This window comes from Pseudomonas sp. SW-3 (assembly GCF_016615645.1).
Classification (GTDB): domain Bacteria; phylum Pseudomonadota; class Gammaproteobacteria; order Pseudomonadales; family Pseudomonadaceae; genus Aquipseudomonas; species Aquipseudomonas mandelii.
In genome coordinates this window covers 131,680-156,908 of the sequence record NZ_CP067098.1, presented here as the reverse complement: position 1 = coordinate 156,908, position 25,229 = coordinate 131,680, and the positions used below count along the sequence as shown (strand labels likewise).

The following is a 25,229-nucleotide window of genomic DNA, read 5'->3' as shown; positions in this document are numbered from 1 at the left end:
CGCAGCAATGTGAAACCCCCTGCAGGAGCGAGCCTGCTCGCGATAGCGGTGGTTCAGTCAACCTCTATGTTGAATGTGATGGCCCTATCGCGAGCAGGCTCGCTCCCACAGGGGACAGTGTTCAATTTCAGGTGGGTTGTGCGGCCAGCCAGGTTTCCTCGCAGCATGCCTTGAGTGTTTCACGCAACCAGCGGTGGGCCGGATCCTTGTCGAAACGCGGGTGCCAGGCCTGGGTCAGCATCAGCGTGGGCAAGGGAACCGGCAGGGTAAACGAGCGCAGCTTCAAGCCCAGGCGCCGCACACTCAACAGCGCCTCCTTGGGCACCGGTAAAATCAGGTTGGAATCCGGCAGCGCAAACATCGCCGCATGGAAACTCGGCGCAATCACCGCCACCCGCCGTTCAAGCCCAAGGGCATTGAGTGCTGTATCGATCGGCCCGCGAGCAATGCCGCGACGGGACATGCTGATGTGAGAGAAACCGGCGAAGCGCTCGGCCGTGATCTCTTCGTCGAACAGTGGATGGTCCTCGCGAACCAGGCCGACGAAATGAGTGGAAAACAGATTCTGCACCTTCACTTCCGGGGTCAGCGGCCGGGTGTTACTGATGCTCAGGTCGATGCGCCCTTCGCGCAGCGCTTCATCATCGCCATCGCCCTCGGGGACGTAGCGCAGCTCGCAATGCGGCGCCTGGCGGTCGAGGGTGTCAAACAGCTTGCCGCCGTAGACACCGACGAAGAAGTCATTGGCCCGGATGTTGAAGCGACGACGCAACGAACCCAAGTCCACCGCATCAGCCGAGCGAAATAGCAATGCGGCCTGCTCGACGACGTTGCGCACTTGCTCGCGGAGCTCCAACGCCTTGGGCGTCGGCACCAGACCACGGCCGGCGCGCACCAGGATCGGATCGCCGAAGGCCTCGCGGATTCGCGTGAGTGTTCGGCTCATGGCCGCCGGGCTGAGGTTCATCCGCCGCGCGGCACCCACCACACTGCCTTCATCGAGCAAGGCGTCTAGGGCGACCAGAAGGTTCATGTCCGGGAGTTGCATGCTGAGCACTCGTGTCTGGGCTGGATTGATTCAGACGCAATGCTAGCAAACATCCCCAATTATTGTGTTGGCTGGAGTGGCCTCATCGCGAGCAGGCTCACTCCTGCAAGGGATCTTCAGTGGACGCAGATTTTGTATTCAACACAAAACCCTGTAGGAGCGAGGCTTGCCCGCGAAGAGGCCAGGTCAGACACTGCAAAACTCAGCGCTGCATCCCCCAGCGCTTAACAGTCACGCGCTCCAGCGTGTCAAACACCAGGCTCTTCACCAAGAATTGAAATTTGAATACCGTTAATGAATAACGATATGGCTTTTGACTTGCGGCGTTTTTGAGGCCGCCTTCGCGGGCAAGCCTCGCTCCTACATGGGATAGCGAGTTCACAAATCCCTGTAGGAGCGAGGCTTGCCCGCGAAGAGGCCATCAGCCCCAACCGAGAACTACCGCTCGTGCAGCGCTTCGGCGCGGGCCCGGATAATCGGCTTGAGCAAATAGCTGAGAACTGTCTTCTTGCCAGTAATGATATCCACCGAAGCCACCATCCCCGGGATGATCAGCAACGGCTTTTCATCTGTCCCCAGGTGACTGCGATCCGTGCGCAGTTTGATGATGTAGTACGTCGTCTTCTTGTCTTCATCGGTGATGGTGTCGGCACCGATCTGCTCAAGCCTGGCCTTCAGCCCACCGTAAATGGTGTAGTCATACGCCGTGAACTTCACCGTCGCTTCCTGGCCCGGGTGCAGGAACGCAATGTCCTGCGGGCGAATCTTCGCTTCCACCAGCAAGGTGTCGTCCAGCGGTACGATTTCCACCAGATCGCTGCCCGGCTGGATCACGCCGCCAATGGTGTTTACCAGCAACTTGTTGACGATGCCGCGCACCGGCGAAGTGACCAGCGTCCGGCTGACCCGGTCTTCCAGTGCCTTGCCGGTGGCCTGGGCCTTGTTCAGGTCGGTGCGGGCCTCGTTGAGTTGGGTCAGGGCTTCGCTGCGGAACTTGCCGCGCGTCTCGTCGATCTTGCGCTGCACTTCCTTGATTGCCGATTCGGCGCGCGGGATTGCAAGCGTTGTGGCGTCCAGTTGCCCACGGGTTTCGACCTCAGCCCGCTTGAGCCGTAAAACCTCGACCGGCGACACCGCGCCCTGAGCCACCAGCGGCTCGGACATGTTGATTTCCTGGCGCTGCAATGACAATCCATTGCGGTATTGCGACTGCTTGGAGGTGAATTCGCGCAGCTCTTGCTGGCGCTGGATCAACTGCTCCTGCAAACCACCGATCTCATCGTGCAGTTGCTGACGACGACTGATGTACAGCGACTCTTCGCTGGCGGCCTGACCGGGAACAGCCTTGAGCACATCAGCGGGGAAGTTCAGCGGACGGTCATCGACCTCGGCGCTCAAACGCTCCACGCGCAGCAGCATCGACAGCCGATCGGCTTCGGTCTCGCCCACGTTGGAGGCAAACCGCGTGTCGTCCAGGCGAATCAGCGGCGCCCCGGCATCGACAATCTGCCCTTCGGTGACGAACAACTCGGAGACGATACCGCCCTCAAGGTTCTGGATTTTCTGGATCTTCGACGACGGAATCGCCTTGCCGTCGCCCTTGGTGACTTCGTCGATCACCGCGTAATTGGCCCAGAGCATCAGGAATATGAAAAAGCCGATGATCGCCCAGATCGTCAGCCGCACCACACGCGGGGCGTCTTCGATAAGGGCTTTATTGACCTCGGGAAGTGGCTGGCCATGCAGCGACTCGGAGCCTTTGAAGTAACGGCGGATCGAATCCTTGAAACCCGACTTAAGCAACACTGATCTGCCCCTTCTTCAACGCTTCCATCACGGCGGCTTTCGGGCCATCGGCGAGTATTTGTCCACGGTCGATGACGATCAGGCGATCCACCAGCGACAACAGCGATGCCCGGTGCGTCACCAGCACCACGGTCTTGTTTTCAACCACCGCCGCGAGGCGTTGCTTGAGGCGTTCTTCGCCAGTGTTGTCCATGGCGCTGGTCGGTTCGTCGAGCAGCAGGATCGGCGGGTTGAGCAGCAGCGCACGGGCCAGGGCCACGTTCTGGCGCTGACCGCCGGACAGGTTCTGCCCGCGTTCGCCGACTTGCAGCTCATAGCCTTGCGGGTGCAGGCGGGCAAACTCATGCACGCCGGCCAGCTCGGCGGCTTGCAGGACCATTTCGTCTTCTACATAGCGCGCGCCCGAGACCAGGTTGTCGCGCAGGGTGCCGGCCAGCAGCTGGATGTCCTGCGCGACGTAGCCGATGTTGTGGCGCAATTCGCTGACGTCGATCTGACGAATGTCGACACCGTCCACCAACAGCGCGCCGTCGTCCGGCTGATAGAGCCCCACCAGCAGTTTGGCCAAGGAGCTTTTGCCCGAGCCGCTACGACCGATGATGCCGATCTTCTCGCCCGGCTTGATGATCAGGTTGATGTTTTTCAGCGCCGCGTTCTGTTGATTCGGGTAGGTGAAGTTCATCTGCCGGCATTCGATGGCGCCTTGCAGTACCTTGCGGCTCAGCGGGCGCTCTTCGAAGTTGCGTTCTTGCGGCAACTCCATCATCTGGTCCACCGAGACCATGGTCACCCGCGCTTGCTGGTAGCGTGTCAGCAGGCCGGACAACGAAGCCAGCGGGCTGAGCGCGCGGCCACTGAGCATGTAGCAGGCAATCAGACCGCCCATGCTCAAATTGCCGGCAATGATCTGGTACACGCCGAAGACGATCATGATCACCCCGGCCAATTGCTGGATCAGCAAGGTGATGTTCATCGCCAGGCCGGAGAGCATTTTCACCCGAAGTTCGAGGCGGCTGAGCGTGCCGATGGTCTGTTCCCACTGATACTGGCGTTCGCTTTCGGCGTTGTTGACCTTCACCGCATCGAGGCCGGCGAGGGTTTCGATCAGGCTCGACTGACGCTCGGCGCCCAAGGCCATGGTTCGTTCCATGGTCGCCACCAGCGGCTTTTGCAGCGCATAGCCGATCAGCAGGGCAATCGGGAATGCCAGCACCGGAATCCACACCAGGTGCCCGCCGAGAATGGCGATGACCATGAAGATCAGCAGCGTAAACGGTAGATCGATGAGGCTGGTCAGGGTCAGCGAGGCGAGGAAGTCGCGCAGGCTCTGAAACTCATGGATGTTCTGCGCGAAGCTACCGACCCGGGCCGGGCGGTACTTCATGGCCATGCCGACAATGCGTTCGAACAACGTCGCCGAAATGATCAGGTCAGTTTTCTTCCCGGCCAGGTCCAGGCACAGGCTGCGCAGGCTCTTGAGGATCAGGTCGAACAGATACGCCCCGGTGATGCCGATGGCCAGCACCCACAGCGTCGATTCCGCCTGGTTCGGCACCACGCGGTCGTAGACATTCATCACAAACAGCGGCGCGGCCATGGCGATGATGTTGATCAGGAAACTGGCGGCGATGGCGTCGGCGTACAGCCAGCGCGAACGCTTGAGGGTGTCGCGGAACCACGAGCGCGCGCGCGGGATCAGCGTGCCGTGATTGACGTCGAATTTGTGCTGGGGTTGGGCGAAGAACACTTTACCGATGTAGTCGTCGGCCAGCAGTTCGCGGCTGACGAGGCTTTCGCCGCCATCGCTTTCGCTGATCAGCAGGCGGGCCTGGTCTTCACCGTGCCAGCCGAGCAGGACGGCGCTGCGGCCATCCTTGAGCAGCAGCAGCGCCGGCATCGCAATCGCCGGAATCTGCTCCAGCTTGCGCACCAGCACCCGCCCTTGCAGACCGGCGCGAGCGGCGGCGCGGGGCAACAACTCAACGCTCAGACGTTGCTTGGGCAACGGCAGGCCGGTGGTCAGCATCGCGGCGCTGGCCGGTTTCTGATGCAGGGTGCAAAGGGCTAGCAGACCGTCCAGTAACGGATCGTCGTGCAGCGCGCGTGGATCATGAATGAGTTGAACTCGACTGACTTCTGATTCCACGCTCGGCACTCTTGGCTAACAGTAAAAAGGGAAGACTCAATTCATCCCGGGTAGCTGGACCCTGGGCTTCACGTCGTTCTGCACAACGGATGCCAACGGTGCGACCACTCCCTGGCTCTTGAGCAACTCGCCCATGGTCGCCTTGATTCGGTATTGAGTAAATAACTGAATGTTCTTGATCTCGGCCAGGCGACGGGAAGCGGTGAACAGTTCGTTTTCACTGTCGAGCAGGTCGAGCAGGGTGCGCTCGCCCAGGCTGAACTGCTTCTGGTACGCGGTGCGCACGCTGGTGCTGTGATCGACATATTGCTGGGCGATCGGCACCTGGGCGTTGGCGTTGTTCAACGCGTTCCAGGCCAGGCCCAACTCTTCGTTCAATACGCGCAGGGCGTTATTGCGGATATCCAGGGCCTGGTTGGACAGGTAGGACTTGGATTCCAGATCCGCCTTGTTGCTGCCGCCGGCATACAGATTAAAGCGCATGCGCAACATCGCCTGCCATTCGTTGCTGTGGCCGTTCTGACCGTCGAGATCGTTGTCGGCGGAGCGACCCAGTTCGGCATCGAAGCGCGGGTAGAAGGACGATTTGGCGGCGTCGTACTGTTTTTCGGCCGCAGCGATGTCGGACTCGGCCGAACGCAGGATCGGGCTGTTTTCCAGCATCTGCGCCCGGGCTTCATTCAGGTTGGCCGGCAACAGCGCGAGGAAATCGGCAGGCCGCTCCAATTGATCGGGCATCTGGCCCACGGCACTGAGGAAGTTGGTCTCGGCGTCCGCCAGGTTGGTCTGTTCGGTGATCAGGTTGTTGCGGGCCTGGGCCATACGCGCTTCGGCCTGGTCGAGGTCGGCACCGCTGCCGACGCCGCGCTGGGTGCGCAACTTGATCTGGTCAAAAATGCGTTCATGGCTTTTCAGGTTATCGGTGGCCAGGCGCACGAACTCGCGGCGGGTCAGTACATCCAGATAAACCTGAGCCACGGTCAGCGCGGTACGTTCGGACGTGCCCAACAAGGAATAAGCACGGGAATTAACGGTGGCTTGTTGACGCCCCACTTCACTGGACGTCGCAAAACCGTCAAAAACCATTTGAGACAGACGCAAACTTGACTCGCTACGGTTCAGGGTTTCCCAGTGATTGTCACTACCGGCCGCGCGGGTTGTGACGCTGTCAGTGCCTTCGCGACCATAACCGCCCAGCAGATCGACCCGGGGAAGGTATCCACCTTTTGCCGCCTTTAACTGATAATCCGCGGCCAATCGACTATTAACACCTGCCTGGATTTCCGGATGGACATCCAATGCCTGTTGCATGGCCTCCGGAAGTGACTGCGCCTGAACAAAACTGGCGGCTAGAGCGAAGGGTAGAGCCTTGAGCAGGTGCAAACGCATGTTGGAATTTCCCGGAATTACTTGTCTTGAATCACTGCAGAACATACCGCTGCATCGGATGATGACCATCGGAATGACCGTGTATCGGAAAGTTTGAATTTGGAACTGAATCGCACTCTGCGGGGCGGGTAGTTACCTAAATATCAATGTGACATTACTGGGACGAGTGTTTAGGATGACAGCACTAAGGTCAATAGTTTGGCATATAGTTTATAGCGAAAAAGTATAGCCAATTTATTGACGATTACCCGCGTCAAAGTTGTGCCTCGAATACCTTGAAAGTACGTCCAGACTGAGTTGGCGAAAGCGCCATCAGGTCCATGGAAGTCAACTGAACGTGACACCCGGAGAGTCTTCAATGAGCAGTGTTGTGGCCATCGTCAAAAGCATTGTCGGTCAGGTTTTCGCGGTGTCCCCAGAGGGCATTCGCCGAGTACTCGTTGAAGGCGACCGATTGTTTGTCGGCGATCAGGTAGACACGGGCGCGGCGGGCGCCGTTACGCTGGAACTGGCTGACGGCCGCACCCTGGACCTGGGCCGCGACACTCAGTGGAGCGCCAGCGACCCGGATTCCAGCACTGACCTGTCAGAAGCCACTGCACAAGCCGCGCCATCGGTTGAAGAACTGCAACAAGCCATCGTTGCCGGTGCCGACCCGACCACTGAACTCGAAGCCACCGCAGCCGGCCCTACCGCTGCGGGCACGGGCGGTGCGGCGGGTGGCGGTCACAGCTTCGTGATGCTGGATGCAACCGCTGGCCGGGTAGACCCGACCATTGGTTTCCCGACCGCGGGCCTCAGCACTGCGACGCAGGCGGCACAACTCACCACCGGTGGCCAGACGGCTGACACTAGCGCCAACGTACAGCGCGAATCGACCTTGAGCCTGAGCGCCACGCCGAGCATCACCGAGGCCGGTGGCGTACTGGTTTACACCGCGACCCTGACCCAGGCGCCGCTGACCGACCTGACCATCACCCTGTCCAATGGCTCGGTGATCGTGATTCAGGCCGGCCAGTTGACCGGTACCGTCAACGTCCCGCTCGCGCCGAACGACACTGTTTATAACGACTCGACCCAGATCAACGTGACCGTCACCGGCACCACGGGTGGCAACGGCATCACCGTCACCCCGCCGACGACACCGGCCGTGACCCAGGTCACCGACACCGTCGACACCACAACGGTCACCTTGACCGCTGGCGCCAGCGTCACCGAAGGCGGCCAGATCACTTACACCGCGACATTGACCAACCCGGCGCAGACACCGGTCACCATCACCCTGTCCAACGGGTCGACGATCACCATCGATGCGGGTAAAACCACTGGCACCGTCGACGTGTCGACTCCAGCCAACGACGTCTACAACAACGGCAGCACGGTCACCACCACGATTACCGGCGCCACCGGCGGCAATTTTGAGAACCTGGTGCCAAACCCGGCTCCGGCCGTGACCACCATTACCGACTCGCCGGACACCACCACCCTCACACTGACGGCGGGTTCGACGGTCACCGAAGGCGGCCAGATCACCTACACCGCCACACTGAACAACCCGGCTCAAACGCCGGTGACTGTCACCCTGTCCAACGGCTCGACCATCATCATCGAAGCCGGCAAAACCACCGGCACCGTGAACGTCGACACTGCGGCCAATGACGTTTATCAGAACGGCAGCACCGTCAGCGCCACGATCACTGGCGCTACCGGCGGCAACTTCGAAAACCTGGTGCCGAGTACTACACCTGCGGTCACCACCGTTACCGACTCGGTCGACAACACCGGCCTGAGCCTCACCGCCACCGGCACCGTGGTCGAAGGCGGCCAGATCACTTACACCGCAACCCTGACCAACCCGGCCGGCACGCCGATGACTGTGACCTTGAGCAATGGCTCGGTCATCTCCATCGAAGCGGGCAAGACCACCGGCAGCGTGACCGTCGATACCGCGGACAATGACGTTTACAACAACGGCAGCACCGTCAGCACCACCATCACCGGGACCACCGGCGGCAATTTCGAACAACTGACCCCGAGCACCACGCCAGCGGTCACCACCATTACTGACTCGGTCGACAACACCGGCCTGAGCCTCACCGCCACTGGCACCGTGGTCGAAGGCGGCCAGATCACCTACACCGCGACCCTGACCAACCCGGCCGGCACGCCGATGACCGTGACCTTGAGCAATGGCTCGGTCATCAACATCGAAGCGGGCAAGACCACCGGCAGCGTGACCGTCGATACCGCGGACAATGACGTTTACAACAACGGCAGCACCGTCAGCACCACCATCACCGGGACCACCGGCGGCAATTTCGAGCAACTGACTCCGAGCACCGAGCCGGCGCTGACCGCCATTACCGACTCGAAGGACGACACCGGCCTGAGCCTGTCGGCGTCCACCGAAGTGGCTGAGGGCGGTCAGATTCTGTACACCGCGACCCTGACCAATGCGGCTGGCACGCCAGTCACCGTCACCCTTTCGAACGGCGCGGTAATCACCATCGCGGCGGGTGCCACCACTGGCAGCGTGAGCGTCCCGGCGCCGGCCGATGACGTTTACAAAGACGCCGGTAAAGTCGAAGCGACCATCAAGGACGCCACTGGCGGCAACTTCGAAAACCTGGTGCCGAGCACTGTTCCGGCAGTCACTGACATTACCGATACCCTTGATACCTCGACCGTCAGCCTGACCGCGACGTCCACTGTGGCTGAAGGCGGCACCGTGGTTTACACCGCGTCCGTGACTGCGCCAGTGACCGGCTCGCCAGTTGTCGTGAGCTTGTCCAACGGCCAGACCATCACCATCCCGGTTGGCGCAAGTTCGGGTAGCGTGAATTTTGTTGCACCAAACGATGCCCTCGCGGGCGGCGGCTCCCTGAGCGTCAAGATTGATGATGCCAAGGGCGGCAATTACGAGAAGCTGGACGTCGACGGCAAGTCGGCGGATACCTCGGTCACCGACTCGGCGGACACCACCACACTCAGCCTGACAGCAACCGACTCGGTCGCTGAAGGCGGTTCGATCGTCTACACCGCCAACCTGACCAGCGCGGCCGGCACGCCGGTCACCGTCACCCTTTCGAACGGAGCGGTGATCACCATCGCCGCCGGCGCCACCAGCGGCGCCGTGACCGTCAAGGCTCCGGCCGATGACGTTTACAAAGACGCGGGCAAAGTCGAAGCGACCATCAAGGACGCCACTGGCGGCAACTTTGAGAACCTGGTTAAAGACCCAGCGGCAGCGGTCACCGATGTGACCGACACCGTCGACACGTCCACCGTCAGTCTGACTGCGACTTCGTCCGTGGCCGAAGGCGGCACCGTGGTTTACACCGCATCCGTCTCTGCACCAGTGACCGGTTCGCCAGTAGTGGTGACCCTCTCCAACAACCAGACCATCACCATCCCGGTCGGTTCGAGCAGCGCCAGCGTGAACTACGTTGCGCCAAACGATGCCCTGGCGGGCGGCGGCTCGCTGAGCGTCAAGATTGATGATGCGAAGGGCGGCAATTACGAGAAGCTGGACGTCGACGGCAAGTCGGCCGACACCTCGGTCACCGACTCGGCCGACACCACCACGCTTAGCCTGACAGCAACCGACTCGGTCGCTGAGGGCGGTTCGATCGTCTACACCGCTAACCTGACCCATGCGGCCGGCACACCAGTCACCGTAAACCTGTCGAACGGCGCCGTGATCACCATCGCCGCCGGCGCCACCAGCGGCTCCGTGACAGTCAAGGCTCCGGCCGATGACGTCTACAAAGACGCCGGCAAAGTCGAAGCGACCATCAAGGACGCCACTGGCGGCAACTTTGAGAACCTGGTGAAAGACCCAGCGGCAGCGGTAACTGATGTGACCGACACCGTCGACACCTCGACCGTCAGCCTGACCGCGACGTCCACTGTGGCTGAAGGCGGCACCGTGGTGTACACCGCGTCCGTGACTGCGCCAGTGACCGGCTCGCCGGTTGTCGTGAGCTTGTCCAACGGCCAGACCATCACCATTCCGGTCGGCTCGAGCAGCGCCAGCGTGAACTTCATCGCACCGAACGATGCCTTGGCCGGTGGCGGCTCCCTGAGCGTCAAAATCGACGACGCCAAGGGCGGTAACTACGAGAAGCTCGACGTCGATGGCAAGTCGGCGGACACCTCGGTCACCGACTCGGCCGACACCACCACGCTTAGCCTGACAGCAACCGACTCGGTCGCTGAAGGCGGTTCAATCGTCTACACCGCCAACCTGACCAACGCGGCCGGCACGCCGGTCACCGTCACCCTGAGCAACGGCGCCGTGATCACCATTGCAGCCGGCGCTACCAGCGGCTCCGTGACCGTCAAGGCGCCAGCCGATGACGTCTACAAAGATGCCGGCAAAGTCGAAGCAACCATCAAGGACGCCACTGGCGGCAACTTCGAAAACCTGGTCAAGGACCCGGCCGCAGCGGTGACCAGCGTCACCGACACCCTCGACACGTCGACCGTCACGCTGACCGCCACGAGCACAGTGGCTGAAGGCGGCACCGTGGTGTACACCGCCTCGGTCGGCGCACCTGTCACCGGCTCGCCTGTGATCGTGACGCTGGCCAACGGTCAGACCATCACCATAGCGGTCGGCGCCAGCAGCGGCACCGTCAACGCCGTGGTCTCGAATGATGTGCTGAGCGGCCACGCGCCGGTGAGTAATTCGATCACCAACGTCAGTGGCGGCAACTACGAAAACCTGGTCGCCGATAAAACCCCGGTCAGCACCAGCGTGACCGACACCGTCGACACCACCACCCTGTCGCTGACTGCCACCGGCAACGTCAACGAGGGGGGGTCGATCGTTTACACCGCGAGCCTGACTAATCCGGCCGGCACTCCGGTCACCGTGACCCTGAGCAACGGTGCCGTGATCACCATTGCGGCTGGTAAAACCACTGGCACCGTGACCGTCGACGCGCCGAAAGACGACGTCTACAAAGACGCTGGCAAACTCGAAGTCACCATCAAGGACGCCGCTGGCGGCAACTTTGAGAACCTGGTCACCAGCCCGAATCCGGCCGTGACCAACGTCGCCGACACCACTAACACCACACAACTGACCCTCAGCGCTGACAAGTCTGTGCTCGAAGGTTCGCACATCACCTACACCGCGACCCTGACCAACGCCGCGCAAACCCCGGTGACCGTCAAGCTGAGCAACGGCGAGACCATCACCATCGCAGCCGGCAAGACCAGCGGTTCGGTCACCATCGCGGCGCCAAGCGACGACGTCTACAAGGATGCCGGCAAGCTCACCGTCAAGATGACGGACGCCAGCGGTGGCAACTTCGAAAAACTCGACGTCAGCAAGACGTCAGTGAGCACCACCGTCAAAGACACGGTGGACACGACGTCCCTGTCCCTGTCGGCCAGCCACACCGTGAGCGAAGGTGGCCAGATCACCTACACCGCCTCCCTGAGCAACCCGACGGACACGGCGATGACCGTGAAGTTGAGCAACGGCGCAGTGATCAACATCGCCGCCGGCGCCACCACCGGGTCGGTGAACTTCGCCGCACCGGCCAATACGCCGTACATCGACGGCGGCAAAGTCCAGGCAACGATTGCCAGCCACAACGGCGGCAACTTCGAAAAAGTCGTCACCAGCTCTTCGCCAGCGGTCACCACCGTCACCGATTCGACCGACACCACCGGCCTGAGCCTGAGCGCCACCGGTACGGTCGCCGAGGGTGGTTCGATCGTCTACACCGCGACCCTGACCAATGCCGCTGGCACTGCAATGACCGTGACGTTGAGCAACGGCGCAGTCATCAACATCGCCAAGGGCGCCACCAGCGGTTCGGTGAACTTCGCCGCCCCCAAGGATGACGTCTACAAAGACGCTGGAAAAGTCGACGCCAGCATCACCAAGACCACCGGTGGCAACTTCGAAAACCTGGTGGCCGACAAGACGCCAGCAGTCACCGACGTAACCGACACCATCAACAACAGCACCGTCTCCCTGACCGCCACGGCCAGCACGGTCGAAGGCGGCACCGTGGTTTACACCGCGTCGGTCAATGCGCCAGTGACCGGTTCGCCGGTGGTGGTGGCGTTGTCCAACGGCCAGTTCATCACCATTCCGGTCGGCGCGAGTTCGGGTAGCGTGAATTTTGTTGCACCGAACGACGCCTTGGCTGGCGGCGGTTCTCTGAGCGTGAAAATCGATGGCACCACCGGCGGCAACTACGAAAACCTGGTGGCGAATCAAACCCCGGCGGTGACTTCGGTGACCGACGTCAAAGACACCACCACCCTGAGCCTGAGCGCTTCGGATTCGGTGGCTGAGGGCGGTTCGATCGTCTACACCGCGACGTTGACCCATGCTGCCGGTACCCCGGTCACCGTGAACCTGAGCAACGGTGCGGTGATCACCATCGCGGCCGGCGCGACGGTCGGCTCCGTGACGGTCAAGGCACCAGCCGATGACGTCTACAAAGACGCCGGGAAAGTCGAAGCGACCATCAAAGACGCGACTGGTGGCAACTTCGAGAACCTGGTGCCAAGCACTGTTCCGGCAGTGACTGACGTTACCGACACCCTCGATACCTCGACCGTCAGCTTGACGGCCAACAGCAGCGTGGCGGAAGGCGGGACCGTGGTTTACACCGCGTCCGTTACCGCTCCGGTGACCGGCTCGCCGGTTGTCGTGACCTTGTCCAACGGCCAGACCATCACCATTCCGGTCGGCTCGAGCAGCGCCAGTGTGGACTTCATAACGCCAAACGACGCATTGGCGGGCGGTGGTTCTCTGAGCGTGAAAATCGACGACGCGAAGGGTGGCAACTACGAGAAGCTGGACATCGACGGCAAGTCGGCAGACACCTCGATTACTGATTCCGCAGACACCACCACCGTCAGCCTGAGCGCTACCGACTCGGTCGCGGAAGGCGGTTCGATTGTCTATACCGCGACGTTGACCAATGCTGCCGGCACCCCGGTCACCGTGAACCTGAGCAACGGTGCCGTGATCACCATCGCGGCCGGCGCGACGGTCGGCTCCGTGACCGTCAAGGCACCAGCCGATGACGTCTACAAAGATGCCGGGAAAGTCGAAGCGACTATCAAAGACGCGACTGGCGGCAACTTCGAAAACCTGGTCACCAGCCCGGGAGCGGCGGTTACTGAAGTCACTGACACGATCAATACGTCGACCGTCAGCCTGACCGCAACTTCCTCTGTCGCCGAAGGCGGCAACGTGGTCTACACCGCTTCCGTCACCGCGCCGGTCACCGGTTCGCCGGTCGTCGTGACCTTGTCCAATGGCGAAAAAATCACCATTGCGGTCGGCGAAAGTAACGCCTCGATCACCGTCAAAGCGCCGAACGATGCCTTGGTCGGCCACGAGCCGCTGACCAACGCCATCAAGGATGTGACGGGGGGCAATTACGAGAGCCTGGTCGCCGACAAGACCCCGACCTCGACCGCCATCAGTGACACCCTGGACACCACCAAAGTGACCATGACCGCCAGCGACTACGTGGTCGAGGGCGGCACCATCACGTACACCGTCAACCTCAGCAATGCCGCCGGCACGGACATGACGGTCAAACTGAGCAACGGCGAGAGCGTCGTGATCAAGGCCGGCGACAAGTCGGGCCTCATCACCGTTCCGGCGCCGAGCGATGACGTCTACAAGGACGGCAGCAAAATCACCGTTGGCATCGCCAGCACCGACGGCGGCAATTTCGAAAAACTCGACGTCAGCAAAACCACGCACACCACCACCGTCAACGACACCGTGGATACCACCACACTCAAGCTCAGTGCCGATGTGAGCACCGTCGGCGAAGGTGGTCAGATCAACTACACCGCCACGTTGAGCCATCCTGCCGACACGGCCATGACCGTGACCCTGAATAACGGTCTGGTGATCAACATCAAGGCCGGCGAGTCCAGCGGTTCGGCGCCGTACACCGTGCCAAATGACGTCTACACCGGCGCCTCGCCTGTTCGGGCAGCGATTGCAGAGAGCACGGGCGGCAACTTCGAAAAACTCGACACCGACCGCTTCGCCGTCGTCACCAAAGTGACCGACAGCGCGGACGCCACGACGTTGAGCTTGAGCGCTACTGATTCGGTCGCTGAAGGCGGTTCGATCGTCTACACCGCCAACCTGACCAACGCGGCTGGCACGCCGGTCACCGTGAACCTGAGCAACGGCGCCGTGATCACCATCGCCGCCGGAGCCACCAGCGGCTCCGTGACCGTCAAGGCGCCGGCCGATGACGTCTACAAAGACGCTGGTAAAGTCGAAGCGACCATCAAGGACGCCACTGGCGGCAACTTTGAGAACTTGGTTAAAGACCCAGCGGATGCGGTCACCGATGTGACCGACACCGTCGATACCTCGACCGTCAGCCTGACCGCGACTTCGTCCGTGGCCGAAGGCGGCACCGTGGTGTACACCGCGTCCGTGACTGCGCCAGTGACCGGTTCGCCGGTCGTCGTGAGCTTGTCCAACGGCCAGACCATCACCATTCCGGTCGGCTCGAGCAGCGCCAGCGTGAACTACGTTGCGCCGAACGATGCCTTGGCCGGTGGCAGCTCGCTGAGCGTCAAGATTGATGATGCCAAGGGCGGCAATTACGAGAAGCTGGACGTCGACGGCAAGTCGGCCGACACCTCGGTCACCGACTCGGCCGACACCACCACGCTTAGCCTGACAGCAACCGACTCGGTCGCTGAGGGCGGTTCGATCGTCTACACCGCGAACCTGACCAACGCGGCAGGCACACCAGTCACCGTAAACCTGTCGAACGGCGCGGTGATCACCATTGCCGCCGGCGCCACCAGCGGCTCCGTGACCGTCAAGGCACCGGCCGATGACGTCTACAAAGACGCTGGTAAAGTCGAAGCGACCATCAAGGATGCCACTGGCGGCAACTTTGAGAACCTGGTGAAAGACCCGGCTGCCGCTGTGACCAGCGTCACCGACACGATCGACACCTCGACCGTCAGCCTGACCGCCACGCCTTCCGTGGCCGAAGGCGGCATCGTGGTTTACACCGCGTCCGTCACCGCGCCAGTGACCGGTTCACCAGTAGTGGTGACCCTCTCCAACAACCAGACCATCACCATCCCGGTCGGCTCGAGCAGCGCCAGCGTGAACTACGTTGCGCCAAACGATGCCCTGGCGGGCGGCGGCTCGCTGAGCGTCAAGATTGATGATGCCAAGGGCGGCAATTACGAGAAGCTGGACGTCGACGGCAAGTCGGCTGACACCTCGGTCACCGACTCGGCGGACACCACCACGCTTAGCCTGACAGCAACCGACTCGGTCGCCGAAGGCGGTTCCATCGTCTACACCGCCAACCTGACCAGCGCGGCTGGCACACCAGTCACCGTAAACCTGTCGAACGGCGCGGTGATCACCATTGCCGCCGGCGCCACCAGCGGCTCCGTGACCGTCAAGGCACCGGCCGATGACGTCTACAAAGACGCTGGTAAAGTCGAAGCGACCATCAAGGATGCCACTGGCGGCAACTTTGAGAACCTGGTGAAAGACCCGGCTGCCGCTGTGACCAGCGTCACCGACACGATCGACACCTCGACCGTCAGCCTGACCGCCACGCCTTCCGTGGCCGAAGGCGGCATCGTGGTTTACACCGCGTCCGTCACCGCGCCAGTGACCGGTTCGCCAGTAGTGGTGACCCTCTCCAACAACCAGACCATCACCATTCCGGTTGGCTCGAGCAGCGCCAGCGTGAACTACGTTGCGCCAAACGATGCCCTGGCCGGCGGCGGCTCCCTGAGCGTCAAAATCGACGACGCCAAGGGCGGTAACTACGAGAAGCTGGACGTCGATGGCAAGTCGGCGGATACCTCGGTGACTGACTCGGCCGACACCACCACGCTTAGCCTGACAGCAACCGACTCGGTCGCTGAGGGCGGTTCGATCGTCTACACCGCCAACCTGACCAACGCGGCTGGCACACCAGTCACCGTAAACCTGTCGAACGGCGCCGTGATCACCATCGCCGCCGGCGCCACCAGCGGCGCCGTGACCGTCAAGGCTCCGGCCGATGACGTCTACAAAGACGCGGGTACGGTCCAGGCGACCATCAGCAACGCCACCGGTGGTAATTTCGAGAACCTGGTCAAAAGCCCGGCGGCGGCCGTCACCAACGTCACCGACACGATCGACACCTCGACCGTCAGCCTGACCGCTACGCCTTCCGTGGCCGAAGGCGGCACCGTGGTTTACACCGCATCCGTCTCTGCACCAGTGACCGGTTGGCCAGTAGTGGTGACCCTCTCCAACAACCAGACCATCACCATTCCGGTCGGCGCGAGCAGCGCCAGTGTGAACTTCATCGCACCGAACGATGCCTTGGCCGGCGGCAGCTCCCTGAGCGTCAAGATCGACGACGCCAAAGGCGGTAACTACGAGAAGCTGGATGTCGATGGCAAGTCGGCCGACACCTCGGTCACCGACTCGGCGGACACCACCACTCTGAGCCTGACAGCAACCGACTCGGTCGCTGAAGGCGGTTCGATCGTCTACACAGCGAACCTGACCCATGCCGCCGGCACTCCGGTCACCGTGACATTGAGCAACGGCGCAGTGATCACCATCGCCGCCAACGCCACCAGCGGCTCCGTGACCGTCAAGGCACCGGCCGATGACGTCTACAAAGACGCGGGCACGGTCCAGGCGACCATCAGCAACGCCGCCGGTGGTAATTTCGAGAACCTGGTCAAAAGCCCGGCGGCGGCCGTCACCAACGTTACCGACACCCTCGACCGGACCGAAGTCAGCATCACCGGCAGCACCTCGGTGACTGAGGGCCAGACCGCCAGTTACACCGTCAGCCTGACGAGCCCGGCGCAGACCGAAGTCACCCTGAAGATCACCTACAGCGGCACCGCCGCCGACGGTTCGGACTTCACCGGCGTGTACACCGTAAAAATTCCGGCGGGTGCCAGCACGGCGAATTTCAATGTTGCGACCTTGGACAACAGGATCACCGAGGGCACCGAAAACTTCGTGGTCAAGATCGACTCGGCCACCGGCGGCAACTTCGAGAACCTGGCGATCAGCGCGTCCAACGGCAGCATCAGCACTTCGATCATCGACAACGATGCGCCGCCCGTGCTCGACCTGGACGCCAACAACTCCAGCGGCGCCACCGGTGCCAACTACAACGTGACCTTCACCGAAGGCACCACGGGCCAAGGCGTATCGATCGGCGACACCGACCTGAAAATCACCGACCCGGACAGCACCCTGCTGACCGGCGCGACCATCGTGCTGACCAACCGTCAACCGGGCGACGCGCTGAACCTGGGCAACAGCGTCAACGGCATCTCCATCAATGCCAACAGCAAGGACGGCACCGTCACGCTGACGTTGTCCGGCAATGCGACGCTGGCCGATTACATGCAGCAGATCAAGAACATCAGTTTCACCAACAGCAGTGAAGACCCGAGCACCGTGCCGCGGATCATCACCGTGACGGTGACCGATGGCAGCAACTACTCCAACACTGCGACCACCACCGTCAACGTCGTGGCAGTGAACGATGCGCCAACCGCCGCGCCGGTTAACCTCACCGGCACTGAGGACACCCCGCTGATCCTCGGCTGGTCGACCTTCGGCGTCAGCGACGTCGACAGTCCGGCCGCCAGCCTCGGCGTAAAAATCACCGGCCTGCCGGGCGAAGGCAAATTGCAGTACCTGAACGGTTCGACCTGGACCGACGTGACGACCAACCAGACCCTGTCCAAGGCTGACATCGACGCGGGTAAAGTGCGCTTCCTGCCGGATGCCAACGAGTCCGGCGCCAATGGCTACGGCGGCACCGGCGTCGGCAACAATCTGGCGGACTACGCACAGATCAAGTTCCAGCCTACTGACGGCACAACGTTGGGCAGCATCGGCACGATCAAGATCGACATCACGCCGGTGGCTGACGCGCCGTCCTTGAGCGTGGCGGACAACAGTGTCAAATCCACCGGGCTGATCAAGGAAGTCTGGACCGGCCTGTCGGGCCTCGGCACTGATGGCAGCGGCGCGGCGTCGAACACGCTGAAGTCGGTAATCGATGCGGCCGGCAAACCGAACAGCAGCACTACCGTGACCAACGTGCAGTCCGACGGCAGCGTGACCGCTGGCACCGCATCAAAAACGTCCGGCCTGATCTACCTTGAAGCCGGCAAGACTTACAGCTTCAGTGGCACTGGCGATGACAGCCTGCTCGTGACCATTGGCGGCAAAAACGTAGCCAGCGCGCTCTGGGGCGCGGGCGGCAACCTGAGCGGTTCGTTCACCCCGACCGCCAGCGGCTACTACACCCTGGATATCTACCACCACAACCAGAGCGGCCCGGGCAGCTACGACGTCAACCTGTCGGTCAACGGCGGCGCGGCGGTCGACCTGAGCAGCGCTGGTGTGCCGCTGTACACCGGCGTGGCAGATCTGGCCGCTTCCGGCGTGACGGTTTCCGACCTGCACGGCACCAACGGCGAAGGCTATTACGACGGCTACAAGCTCAACGAAGCGGCCGAAGGCACCAGCGTTCACCTGTCTGCGATCAAAACTGCGCTCACGGATACCGACGGCTCCGAAAGCCTGGTCGTGAAGATCAGCGGCATCCCGGCGGGCTCCGTGCTCACCGATGGCGCCGGCCACACCTTCACCGCCAGCACCTCGTCGGGTGAGGCCAACGTCACCGGCTGGAACCTCGGCTCCCTGACCGTGACCCCGCCGCCGTACTACAACGGCCAGTTCAACCTGACCGTGACCTCGACCTCCACCGAAGTTCTCGGCGGCTCTGCGGCCAGCACCGCGACAATCCCGGTCACGGTTTACCCGGCGGTCTACAACGCCGTTACTGCCACGGCGGCCGATGACACCATCACCGGCACCGACGGCAACGACATCATGGTCGCCGACATCGGCGGGCTGACCGTGGTGCCGGGCACCAACTACAACATCGCCTTCATGGTCGACAGTTCGGGCAGCATGAGCGCCTCGTCGATCAGCGCCGCCAAGGACTCGCTGACGTCGGTATTCAACACCCTCAAGCAGAGCATGGGTGGTAATTCCGGGACGGTGAACATCTTCCTTGCGGACTTCGATAACCAGGTCAATAAGTCTGTCTCGGTGAACCTGAACGATCCGAATGCACTGATCCTGCTCAAAGCGGTGCTGGATTCCATGTCGTCGGGCGGCGGCACCAACTACGAAGACGTATTCAAAACCACGGCGAACTGGTTCCAGAGTGCCGACGCCATGGCCAACACCGGGGCCAAAAACCTCACGTATTTCATCACCGATGGCAAGCCGACCTATTACCAGAGCGGTGAGCAGACCAACCCGACCCTGTTCGGCAACGTGAAGCTCGATGATGTGATCACCACCACCAATTACAAGTTGGGGCAGACCTACTCCGGTTATCTGGACAGCACTCACTACCTGAGCATCGACAACTCCGGCACCGTCACACTGCAGACGTACAAGAACTCGTGGGGCGGTTACTGGAGCAGTTCCGAACTGGGCACCATTCGCGCTGAGGGCAACGGCACTTACGAGCTGTCCTATCGCGACGGCAACGGCAGCAGCACTGGCTCCAGCGCCATCGACAACTCGACCAACGGTTTCGCGCTGCTGGACAAGGTGTCGACGGTTGAAGCCATCGGCCTGAACAAAGACGTCACCCTTAGCGACCTCAAGCCATACGACTCGGACAAGACGCCGCAAACCAACATTGATCCGAAAGACCTGGCCAACTCGATCATCGGTCACACCGAAGCGACCATGCCGGGTGCCGACACGGTCAATGGCGGCAATGGTAACGACATCCTGTTCGGCGATCTGGTGAGCTTCAACGGCATCGCCGGCGAGGGTTACCAGGCGATGCAGGCGTTCGTCGCCAAAGAAACCGGCGTGGACGTCAGCAAAGTCACCACCAGCAACGTGCACCAGTTCATCACCGAGCACTACAGCGCATTCGACGTGTCCGGCGCCCATGACGGCAACGACACGCTGTTGGGCGGTTCGGGCAATGACATTATCTTCGGCCAGGGCGGCAACGACCTGCTCGACGGCGGCAAGGGCAATGACATTCTGCTCGGCGGCTCGGGTAACGATTCGCTGATGGGCGGTCAGGGTAACGACATCCTGATTGGCGGTTCGGGTGCCGACACCTTCGTCTGGAAGGCTGGCGACACCGGCAACGACGTGATCAAGGATTTCAAGGCCAGCGAAGGTGATCGGATCGACTTGCGCGATCTGCTGCAAGGCGAAACCGGCAGCACCATCGACAACTTCCTGAAAATCAGCACCGTGGATGGCGTGTCGTCGCTGCAAGTCAGCTCCGGCGGCAAGTTCAACTCAGGCGATGCCGCGGCCGCAACGCCGGATGTGACGATCAAACTGGAAGGCAATAACTGGTCCAGCGCCAACCTGAACTCGTTGATTGCCGGCAGTGACCCGACCATCAAAGTCGATCACAACAACAGCTGATCCCACGAAAAACGGCCGCCCTTATGGGGCGGCCGTCACGTTTGTGCCCATCCCCCCGGTGACGATTTCGTCGCCGCACCGCATACTCGTGCCCAGTTGGCCTATGCTGCTGACAGCATGACGCTGGTTCATTTCTGAGGGATGCTCAATGTTCTACGTGCAACGCGATGCGCAAGGTCAGTTAGTGCGCGTGGAAGCTGCGGCCTACGCCGAAGCCACGGAAACGCTGCCGGCCGACAACCATGAAATCCAGGCTTGGTACGCCAACGAAGCTGTGGAAAAAAGCCTCAAGCAGCTAAAGACGAGCGACCAGGAAATGATCCGGGTACTCGACGACTTGATCCAGGTACTGACCAGCAAAGGCGTTATCCGCGTCACCGACCTGCCGGCCGCCGCCCAGGCCAAGCTGATGGACCGGACCCAGGCGCGTGAGGCGTTGGGTGGGTTGAGTCACTTGATTGATGATGATGAGACAGGGTTGATTTAAACCTCAGCCTTCGACGTTGGCTGTGCTGACGCCTTCGCGGGCAAGCCTCGCTCCTACAGGTTTACGCCAACGCACGACCTTGTAGGAGCGAGGCTTGCCCGCGAAGACGGACTCCCAGACGACCAAATCCTAAAGCCTCACTGCCAAGGCTTCGGCTCACCAAACAACTGCCCCTGAACCCCATACAACCCCATCTCCCGAATCACCGACAACTCCCCTTCGGTCTCCACCCGCTCGGCGATCAACGGCAAATCAATGCTATGTGCCGCTCGCTGGATCGCTTCGATAAACAGGCGCTTGTCGCTTTCCTGATCAATCGCGCGGATGTAACTACCATCGATTTTCAGGTACGCCAACCCCAGCCGCGCCAGGTTGCCGATCATGCTGAAGCGTCCGCCAAACCGTTGCAGGCTCAACGAGAACCCAAGCTCACGCAGGCGCCGTGTCAGTTCTTCCAGCATCGCTTGCTCGGGCAGTTGTTCCTCGCCGATTTCCAGGGTCAGCCGCGGTCCGAGATCGGAGTGGGCACGCAAAATCTCGAAGACTTTATTCAGCGCCTGCGGATCGGCCAACGTCGCCGAAGACAGGTTCAGCGCCAGCGATTCTTCATGCTCGGCCATCTGCTCAAGCACCAACTCCAACATCAGCCGATCCAGGCGCGCGGTCCAGCCAAAGCGCTCCAGCCACGGCAGGAAGCGTCCAGCGGGAATGGTCTGGCCCTCGTCGTCGATCAACCGCGACAGCACCTTGTAATGCAGCACCACTTGCGTGTCCTGGCTGGCCACCACCGGTTGGAAATACAACTGAAACCGCTGCTGATTCAGCGCCTGGTCCAGCAATGTATGCCAGGCGTGATGGTCATCCCCGACGCTGGCCGAGGCGCTGTGATCGAGGCATGCCCAGCTCTGTTCGCCCTGGCCTTCAGCCTGAGCCAGCGCCTGGTCGCCCAAACCCAACACCGCTTGGGGCGAGTCGCCATGAACAAACGGCGCCAGACCGATCGACGCGACCGAGGCCACATCCGTGGCACCGGTCGCATGCAGGCTGGCCAAGGCGCTGTCCAGATTCTGCGCCAGTTGCAGCGCTTCTTCGCGCACCAGCCCCGGCGCCAGCACGGCAAACTCACCGCCACGGATCCGGGTGACGAGGTTCTGTGTTTCCGGGTACTTGGCGCACTCGCGGGACAGTTGCTCGCCCACGGCCTGCAATAATTGGTCGGTGCGCTGACCGCCCAGACGCTGGTTCAAACCGGCCAGGTCCTTGACCCGCAACAGCAGCAGATAACCCGAACTCGCCTGCTCCGGATTGCTCACCCGGGCGTTCAACTGCATCTCGAAATAACGACGGTTGGCCAGGCCCGTGAGGTTGTCCTGGTAGGACTCGACCCGCAGTTTTTCACTGCGCTCGGCCTGTTCCTGAAACAGCGCCTTGAGCTTCTCGACCATCTGATTCATGGCCTGCACCACTCGGCGCAGTTCCGGTGTGCGCGGCAGTTCCGGCAGGCTGAGGAATTCGCGGCGAGCAATGGCGTGGGATTGCTTGACCATGTAATCCAGCGGCTTCAGTTGTCGACGCAGCAACAGCGCGCCCAATACCGCGCTCACCGCGCCGCAGATCAGCAACCAGCCGAGGCTGCCCAACGCGCTCTGCCAAAGCTTGGCCAAGGCGAACATCGGATGGCTGACCACCTCGACCCGCGCCGCCTGTTCCCAGCCACGGCTGACCAGCGCATCGCCGCCGGCCGGTTCCAGGCCGATCATTTTGACGAACCAGTCCGGCACGTTGTTCACCGCTGGAATGCCGCTGCGCTCGACGATGGTCTGGTCAGTCTTGAGGTCGACCACGCGGATGCTCGCGTAATAGCCGCTGTCGAAGATCGAACTGACCAGCAGCTCAACCATCGCCGGGTCGTCGATGTTCGGCGTCAGGGACAGCGCCAATGCCGTCGCGGCGTCCTGGGCGTGGGAGCGCAACTGGTTGACGTACTGGGTCCGCGAGCTTTCCAGGCTGACCATGAAGCTGCCGGTGAAGGCGACCACCAGAAACAGACAGATAGCGATCAACAGCTGTTTGAACAAAGACATCTGAGCGCGTGCTCCTAGTTAGTCGTCTCGACCGGAAAACCTTCGGCCTGCATTTTCTTCAACACGTCCTGCCAGCGAGACAGGCGTTTGGTATCTCCGACCTTTTTGTTGCCCTTGGCGCCCGGCAACCACAACCCTTCGGCATTGAAAGAGTAGACCGGCAGCAAGTCGGTTCGTTGGCTGGCCGGTTTTATTGCATCGATCAGGCTGTCGAGCACCAGCGGCATGGCCTCGGGGCTCGAATAGTAAGTCAGCACCATGTGCGCCCGGTTCAGGCGCAACGCCTTGACGTAGGTAATGCGCAGCTTGTCACTGGAAACGCCGAGATGGCGCAGGCTGAAGTACTTGGCGATCGCATAGTCTTCGCAGTCGCCGGCGCCCTTCCACAGGGCTTCGATGGGTGTTTCCCAATAATCGACCTCATGCCAAAGGTCGATGTCCTCAACGTAACGCACCTGCTTGTTGAAAAACTGGTTGACCACATTGAGCTGTTCCAGCTCGCTGGCCTGCTTCTGCGTGGCCAGCAGATGCTGCCAGGCATCGATGCGCGGCTTCCCGTCACCCAATGGCCCATACAAGGCCTGCGCCTTGCGGCTGATCAGCGAAAAATCCCAATCGGCATGCAGCCCGCCCAGCATGGCGCCAGCCAGCAGCAACGCGCAGCACAGCCAGCGCAAAGTCCGAGGGATCGCGAAACGTACCGCCAATGCGAGGCATCCAGGTCAGGCAGGTGAAATTCGGTTGATGGTGCAGGTTAGCCCGTTAAAAGACAATGGCACGGTGCAATCACTGGCAACGCGCTAGACTTTGAATGGTAAGTGACATGAAACGTCGCGGGCTGCGGTCTTTTGTCCGTTTGACAAGCTGCATGGCAGTCACTAGTGTCCATTTGGATCCAAATATTTCAGCCAATCAGGGTGCGTAGTTGTGACACAGAAGCCCAACCCCCTCAGCAGTATCAAGGTCAACGGGCCGATTCCCGCTCACTTGGCACGCTCGGTGATCGAAGAAACCCTGCGATCGGCCATTCTAGACGGGCGCATTCCCTGCGGCACCGCGTTGCGCCAGCAAGATTTGGCCGATCTGTTCGGCGTCAGCCGCATGCCGGTGCGTGAAGCCTTGCGCCAACTTGAAGCCCAGGCGCTGCTGAACGTTATCGCCCATAAAGGCGCGGTGGTTGCACCGCTGGTCCAGGGCGATGCCGTCGAAACGTATGCATTACGGATTCTGTTGGAATCCGAGGCACTGCGTTTGTCGATTCCCTTGTTGGAAAAGGAAGACGTCGAGCGGGCAGCCAAGCATATCGACGACCTGGAAATGGAGCACGATTACAGCGAAATCGGCCGCCTCAATCGGCTCTTCCACATGGCGCTTTATTGCAAGGCCCCTAACCAGCGGCTATTGCGGCTGGTCGAGGACGGGTTGAACGAAGAAGAGCGCTTTCTGCGCTTTAATCTGGAAGCCATGGGCTTGGGCAAGTTGTCCCAGGAAGACCACCGAGCGCTGTTGCTGGCCGTCGAAGACCGCAACGTCGAGCGTGCGGTCAAGCTGCTCGAGCATCACCTCAATCGCGGTGTCGAGGTCATCACGCGCTACCTCAACAGCCCCGAAGCGCTTAACAAGAAAACCCCCAGGTAACTCCCGGCGCCAAGCCTGGGCGCGCAGTTCGAACTGCGCGCCGCGCTTGCTGTGAATAATCTACTTACACATCCCCGCTTCAGCCACCGCACGCCCCCTCCCCCAAGCCTGCCTTCGATTCGCCTCCCTCA

At 61.4% G+C, this 25,229-nt stretch carries 9 protein-coding genes; 3 read left to right on the top strand and 6 right to left on the bottom strand.

The window, feature by feature from the left end:
- Window positions 1–127: 127 nt before the first annotated feature.
- The 4 genes from JIO00_RS00690 to JIO00_RS00675 all read right to left on the bottom strand — a co-directional run bounded on the left by JIO00_RS00690 (window position 128) and on the right by JIO00_RS00675 (window position 6,389).
- On the bottom strand, window positions 128–1,048 hold the full coding sequence (locus JIO00_RS00690) for a LysR family transcriptional regulator (protein ID WP_010464924.1): 921 nt from the start codon (window positions 1,046–1,048) through the stop codon (window positions 128–130).
- A 438-nt stretch (window positions 1,049–1,486) separates the two neighbouring features.
- A complete protein-coding gene (locus tag JIO00_RS00685; protein WP_145309058.1) occupies window positions 1,487–2,854 on the bottom strand; it encodes an HlyD family type I secretion periplasmic adaptor subunit in 1,368 nt (455 codons plus the stop codon).
- Window positions 2,844–5,000: a type I secretion system permease/ATPase gene (locus JIO00_RS00680; protein ID WP_010464926.1), complete on the bottom strand. Its 2,157-nt coding sequence runs from the start codon at window positions 4,998–5,000 to the stop codon at window positions 2,844–2,846. The genes JIO00_RS00685 and JIO00_RS00680 overlap by 11 nt, the downstream gene beginning before the upstream one ends.
- Window positions 5,001–5,036: 36 nt before the next feature.
- Window positions 5,037–6,389 carry a TolC family outer membrane protein gene (locus tag JIO00_RS00675; protein ID WP_200667399.1) on the bottom strand — a complete coding sequence of 451 codons (1,353 nt, stop codon included), beginning with the start codon at window positions 6,387–6,389 and terminating at the stop codon, window positions 5,037–5,039.
- A 358-nt stretch (window positions 6,390–6,747) separates the two neighbouring features.
- On the opposite strand from JIO00_RS00675, the gene JIO00_RS00670 reads away from it, so the two are divergent.
- Both JIO00_RS00670 and JIO00_RS00665 read left to right on the top strand, forming a co-directional pair.
- Window positions 6,748–20,889, top strand: coding sequence for a retention module-containing protein (locus tag JIO00_RS00670; RefSeq protein WP_200667398.1), 14,142 nt, complete (start codon window positions 6,748–6,750; stop codon window positions 20,887–20,889).
- Window positions 20,890–21,037: 148 nt separating this feature from the next.
- Window positions 21,038–21,376 carry a tryptophan synthase subunit beta gene (locus JIO00_RS00665; RefSeq protein WP_102594831.1) on the top strand — a complete coding sequence of 113 codons (339 nt, stop codon included), beginning with the start codon at window positions 21,038–21,040 and terminating at the stop codon, window positions 21,374–21,376.
- Between the two features lie 137 nt (window positions 21,377–21,513).
- Here JIO00_RS00665 and lapD read toward each other — a convergent pair whose 3' ends face one another.
- Window positions 21,514–23,460, bottom strand: coding sequence for a cyclic di-GMP receptor LapD (gene lapD, locus JIO00_RS00660; protein ID WP_200667390.1), 1,947 nt, complete (start codon window positions 23,458–23,460; stop codon window positions 21,514–21,516).
- A 14-nt stretch (window positions 23,461–23,474) separates the two neighbouring features.
- Entirely contained in the window at window positions 23,475–24,167 is a 693-nt protein-coding gene (gene lapG / locus JIO00_RS00655) for a cysteine protease LapG (RefSeq protein WP_010464935.1), read from the bottom strand.
- A gap of 220 nt (window positions 24,168–24,387) precedes the next feature.
- Here lapG and JIO00_RS00650 point away from each other — a divergent pair, with 220 nt between their 5' ends.
- The gene (locus JIO00_RS00650; RefSeq protein WP_077750430.1) at window positions 24,388–25,098 is read left to right on the top strand and encodes a GntR family transcriptional regulator; all 711 of its coding nucleotides are present in this window, start codon (window positions 24,388–24,390) and stop codon (window positions 25,096–25,098) included.
- Window positions 25,099–25,229 lie beyond the last annotated feature (131 nt).

Excerpts from the sequence above, each read along its gene's own strand:
- JIO00_RS00690 (WP_010464924.1), bottom strand. The coding sequence starts at position 1,048 with ATGCAACTCCCGGACATGAACCTTCTGGTCGCCCTAGACGCCTTGCTC.
- JIO00_RS00675 (WP_200667399.1), bottom strand. The coding sequence starts at position 6,389 with ATGCGTTTGCACCTGCTCAAGGCTCTACCCTTCGCTCTAGCCGCCAGT.
- JIO00_RS00670 (WP_200667398.1), top strand. The coding sequence starts at position 6,748 with ATGAGCAGTGTTGTGGCCATCGTCAAAAGCATTGTCGGTCAGGTTTTC.
- JIO00_RS00665 (WP_102594831.1), top strand. The coding sequence starts at position 21,038 with ATGTTCTACGTGCAACGCGATGCGCAAGGTCAGTTAGTGCGCGTGGAA.
- lapD (WP_200667390.1), bottom strand. The coding sequence starts at position 23,460 with ATGTCTTTGTTCAAACAGCTGTTGATCGCTATCTGTCTGTTTCTGGTG.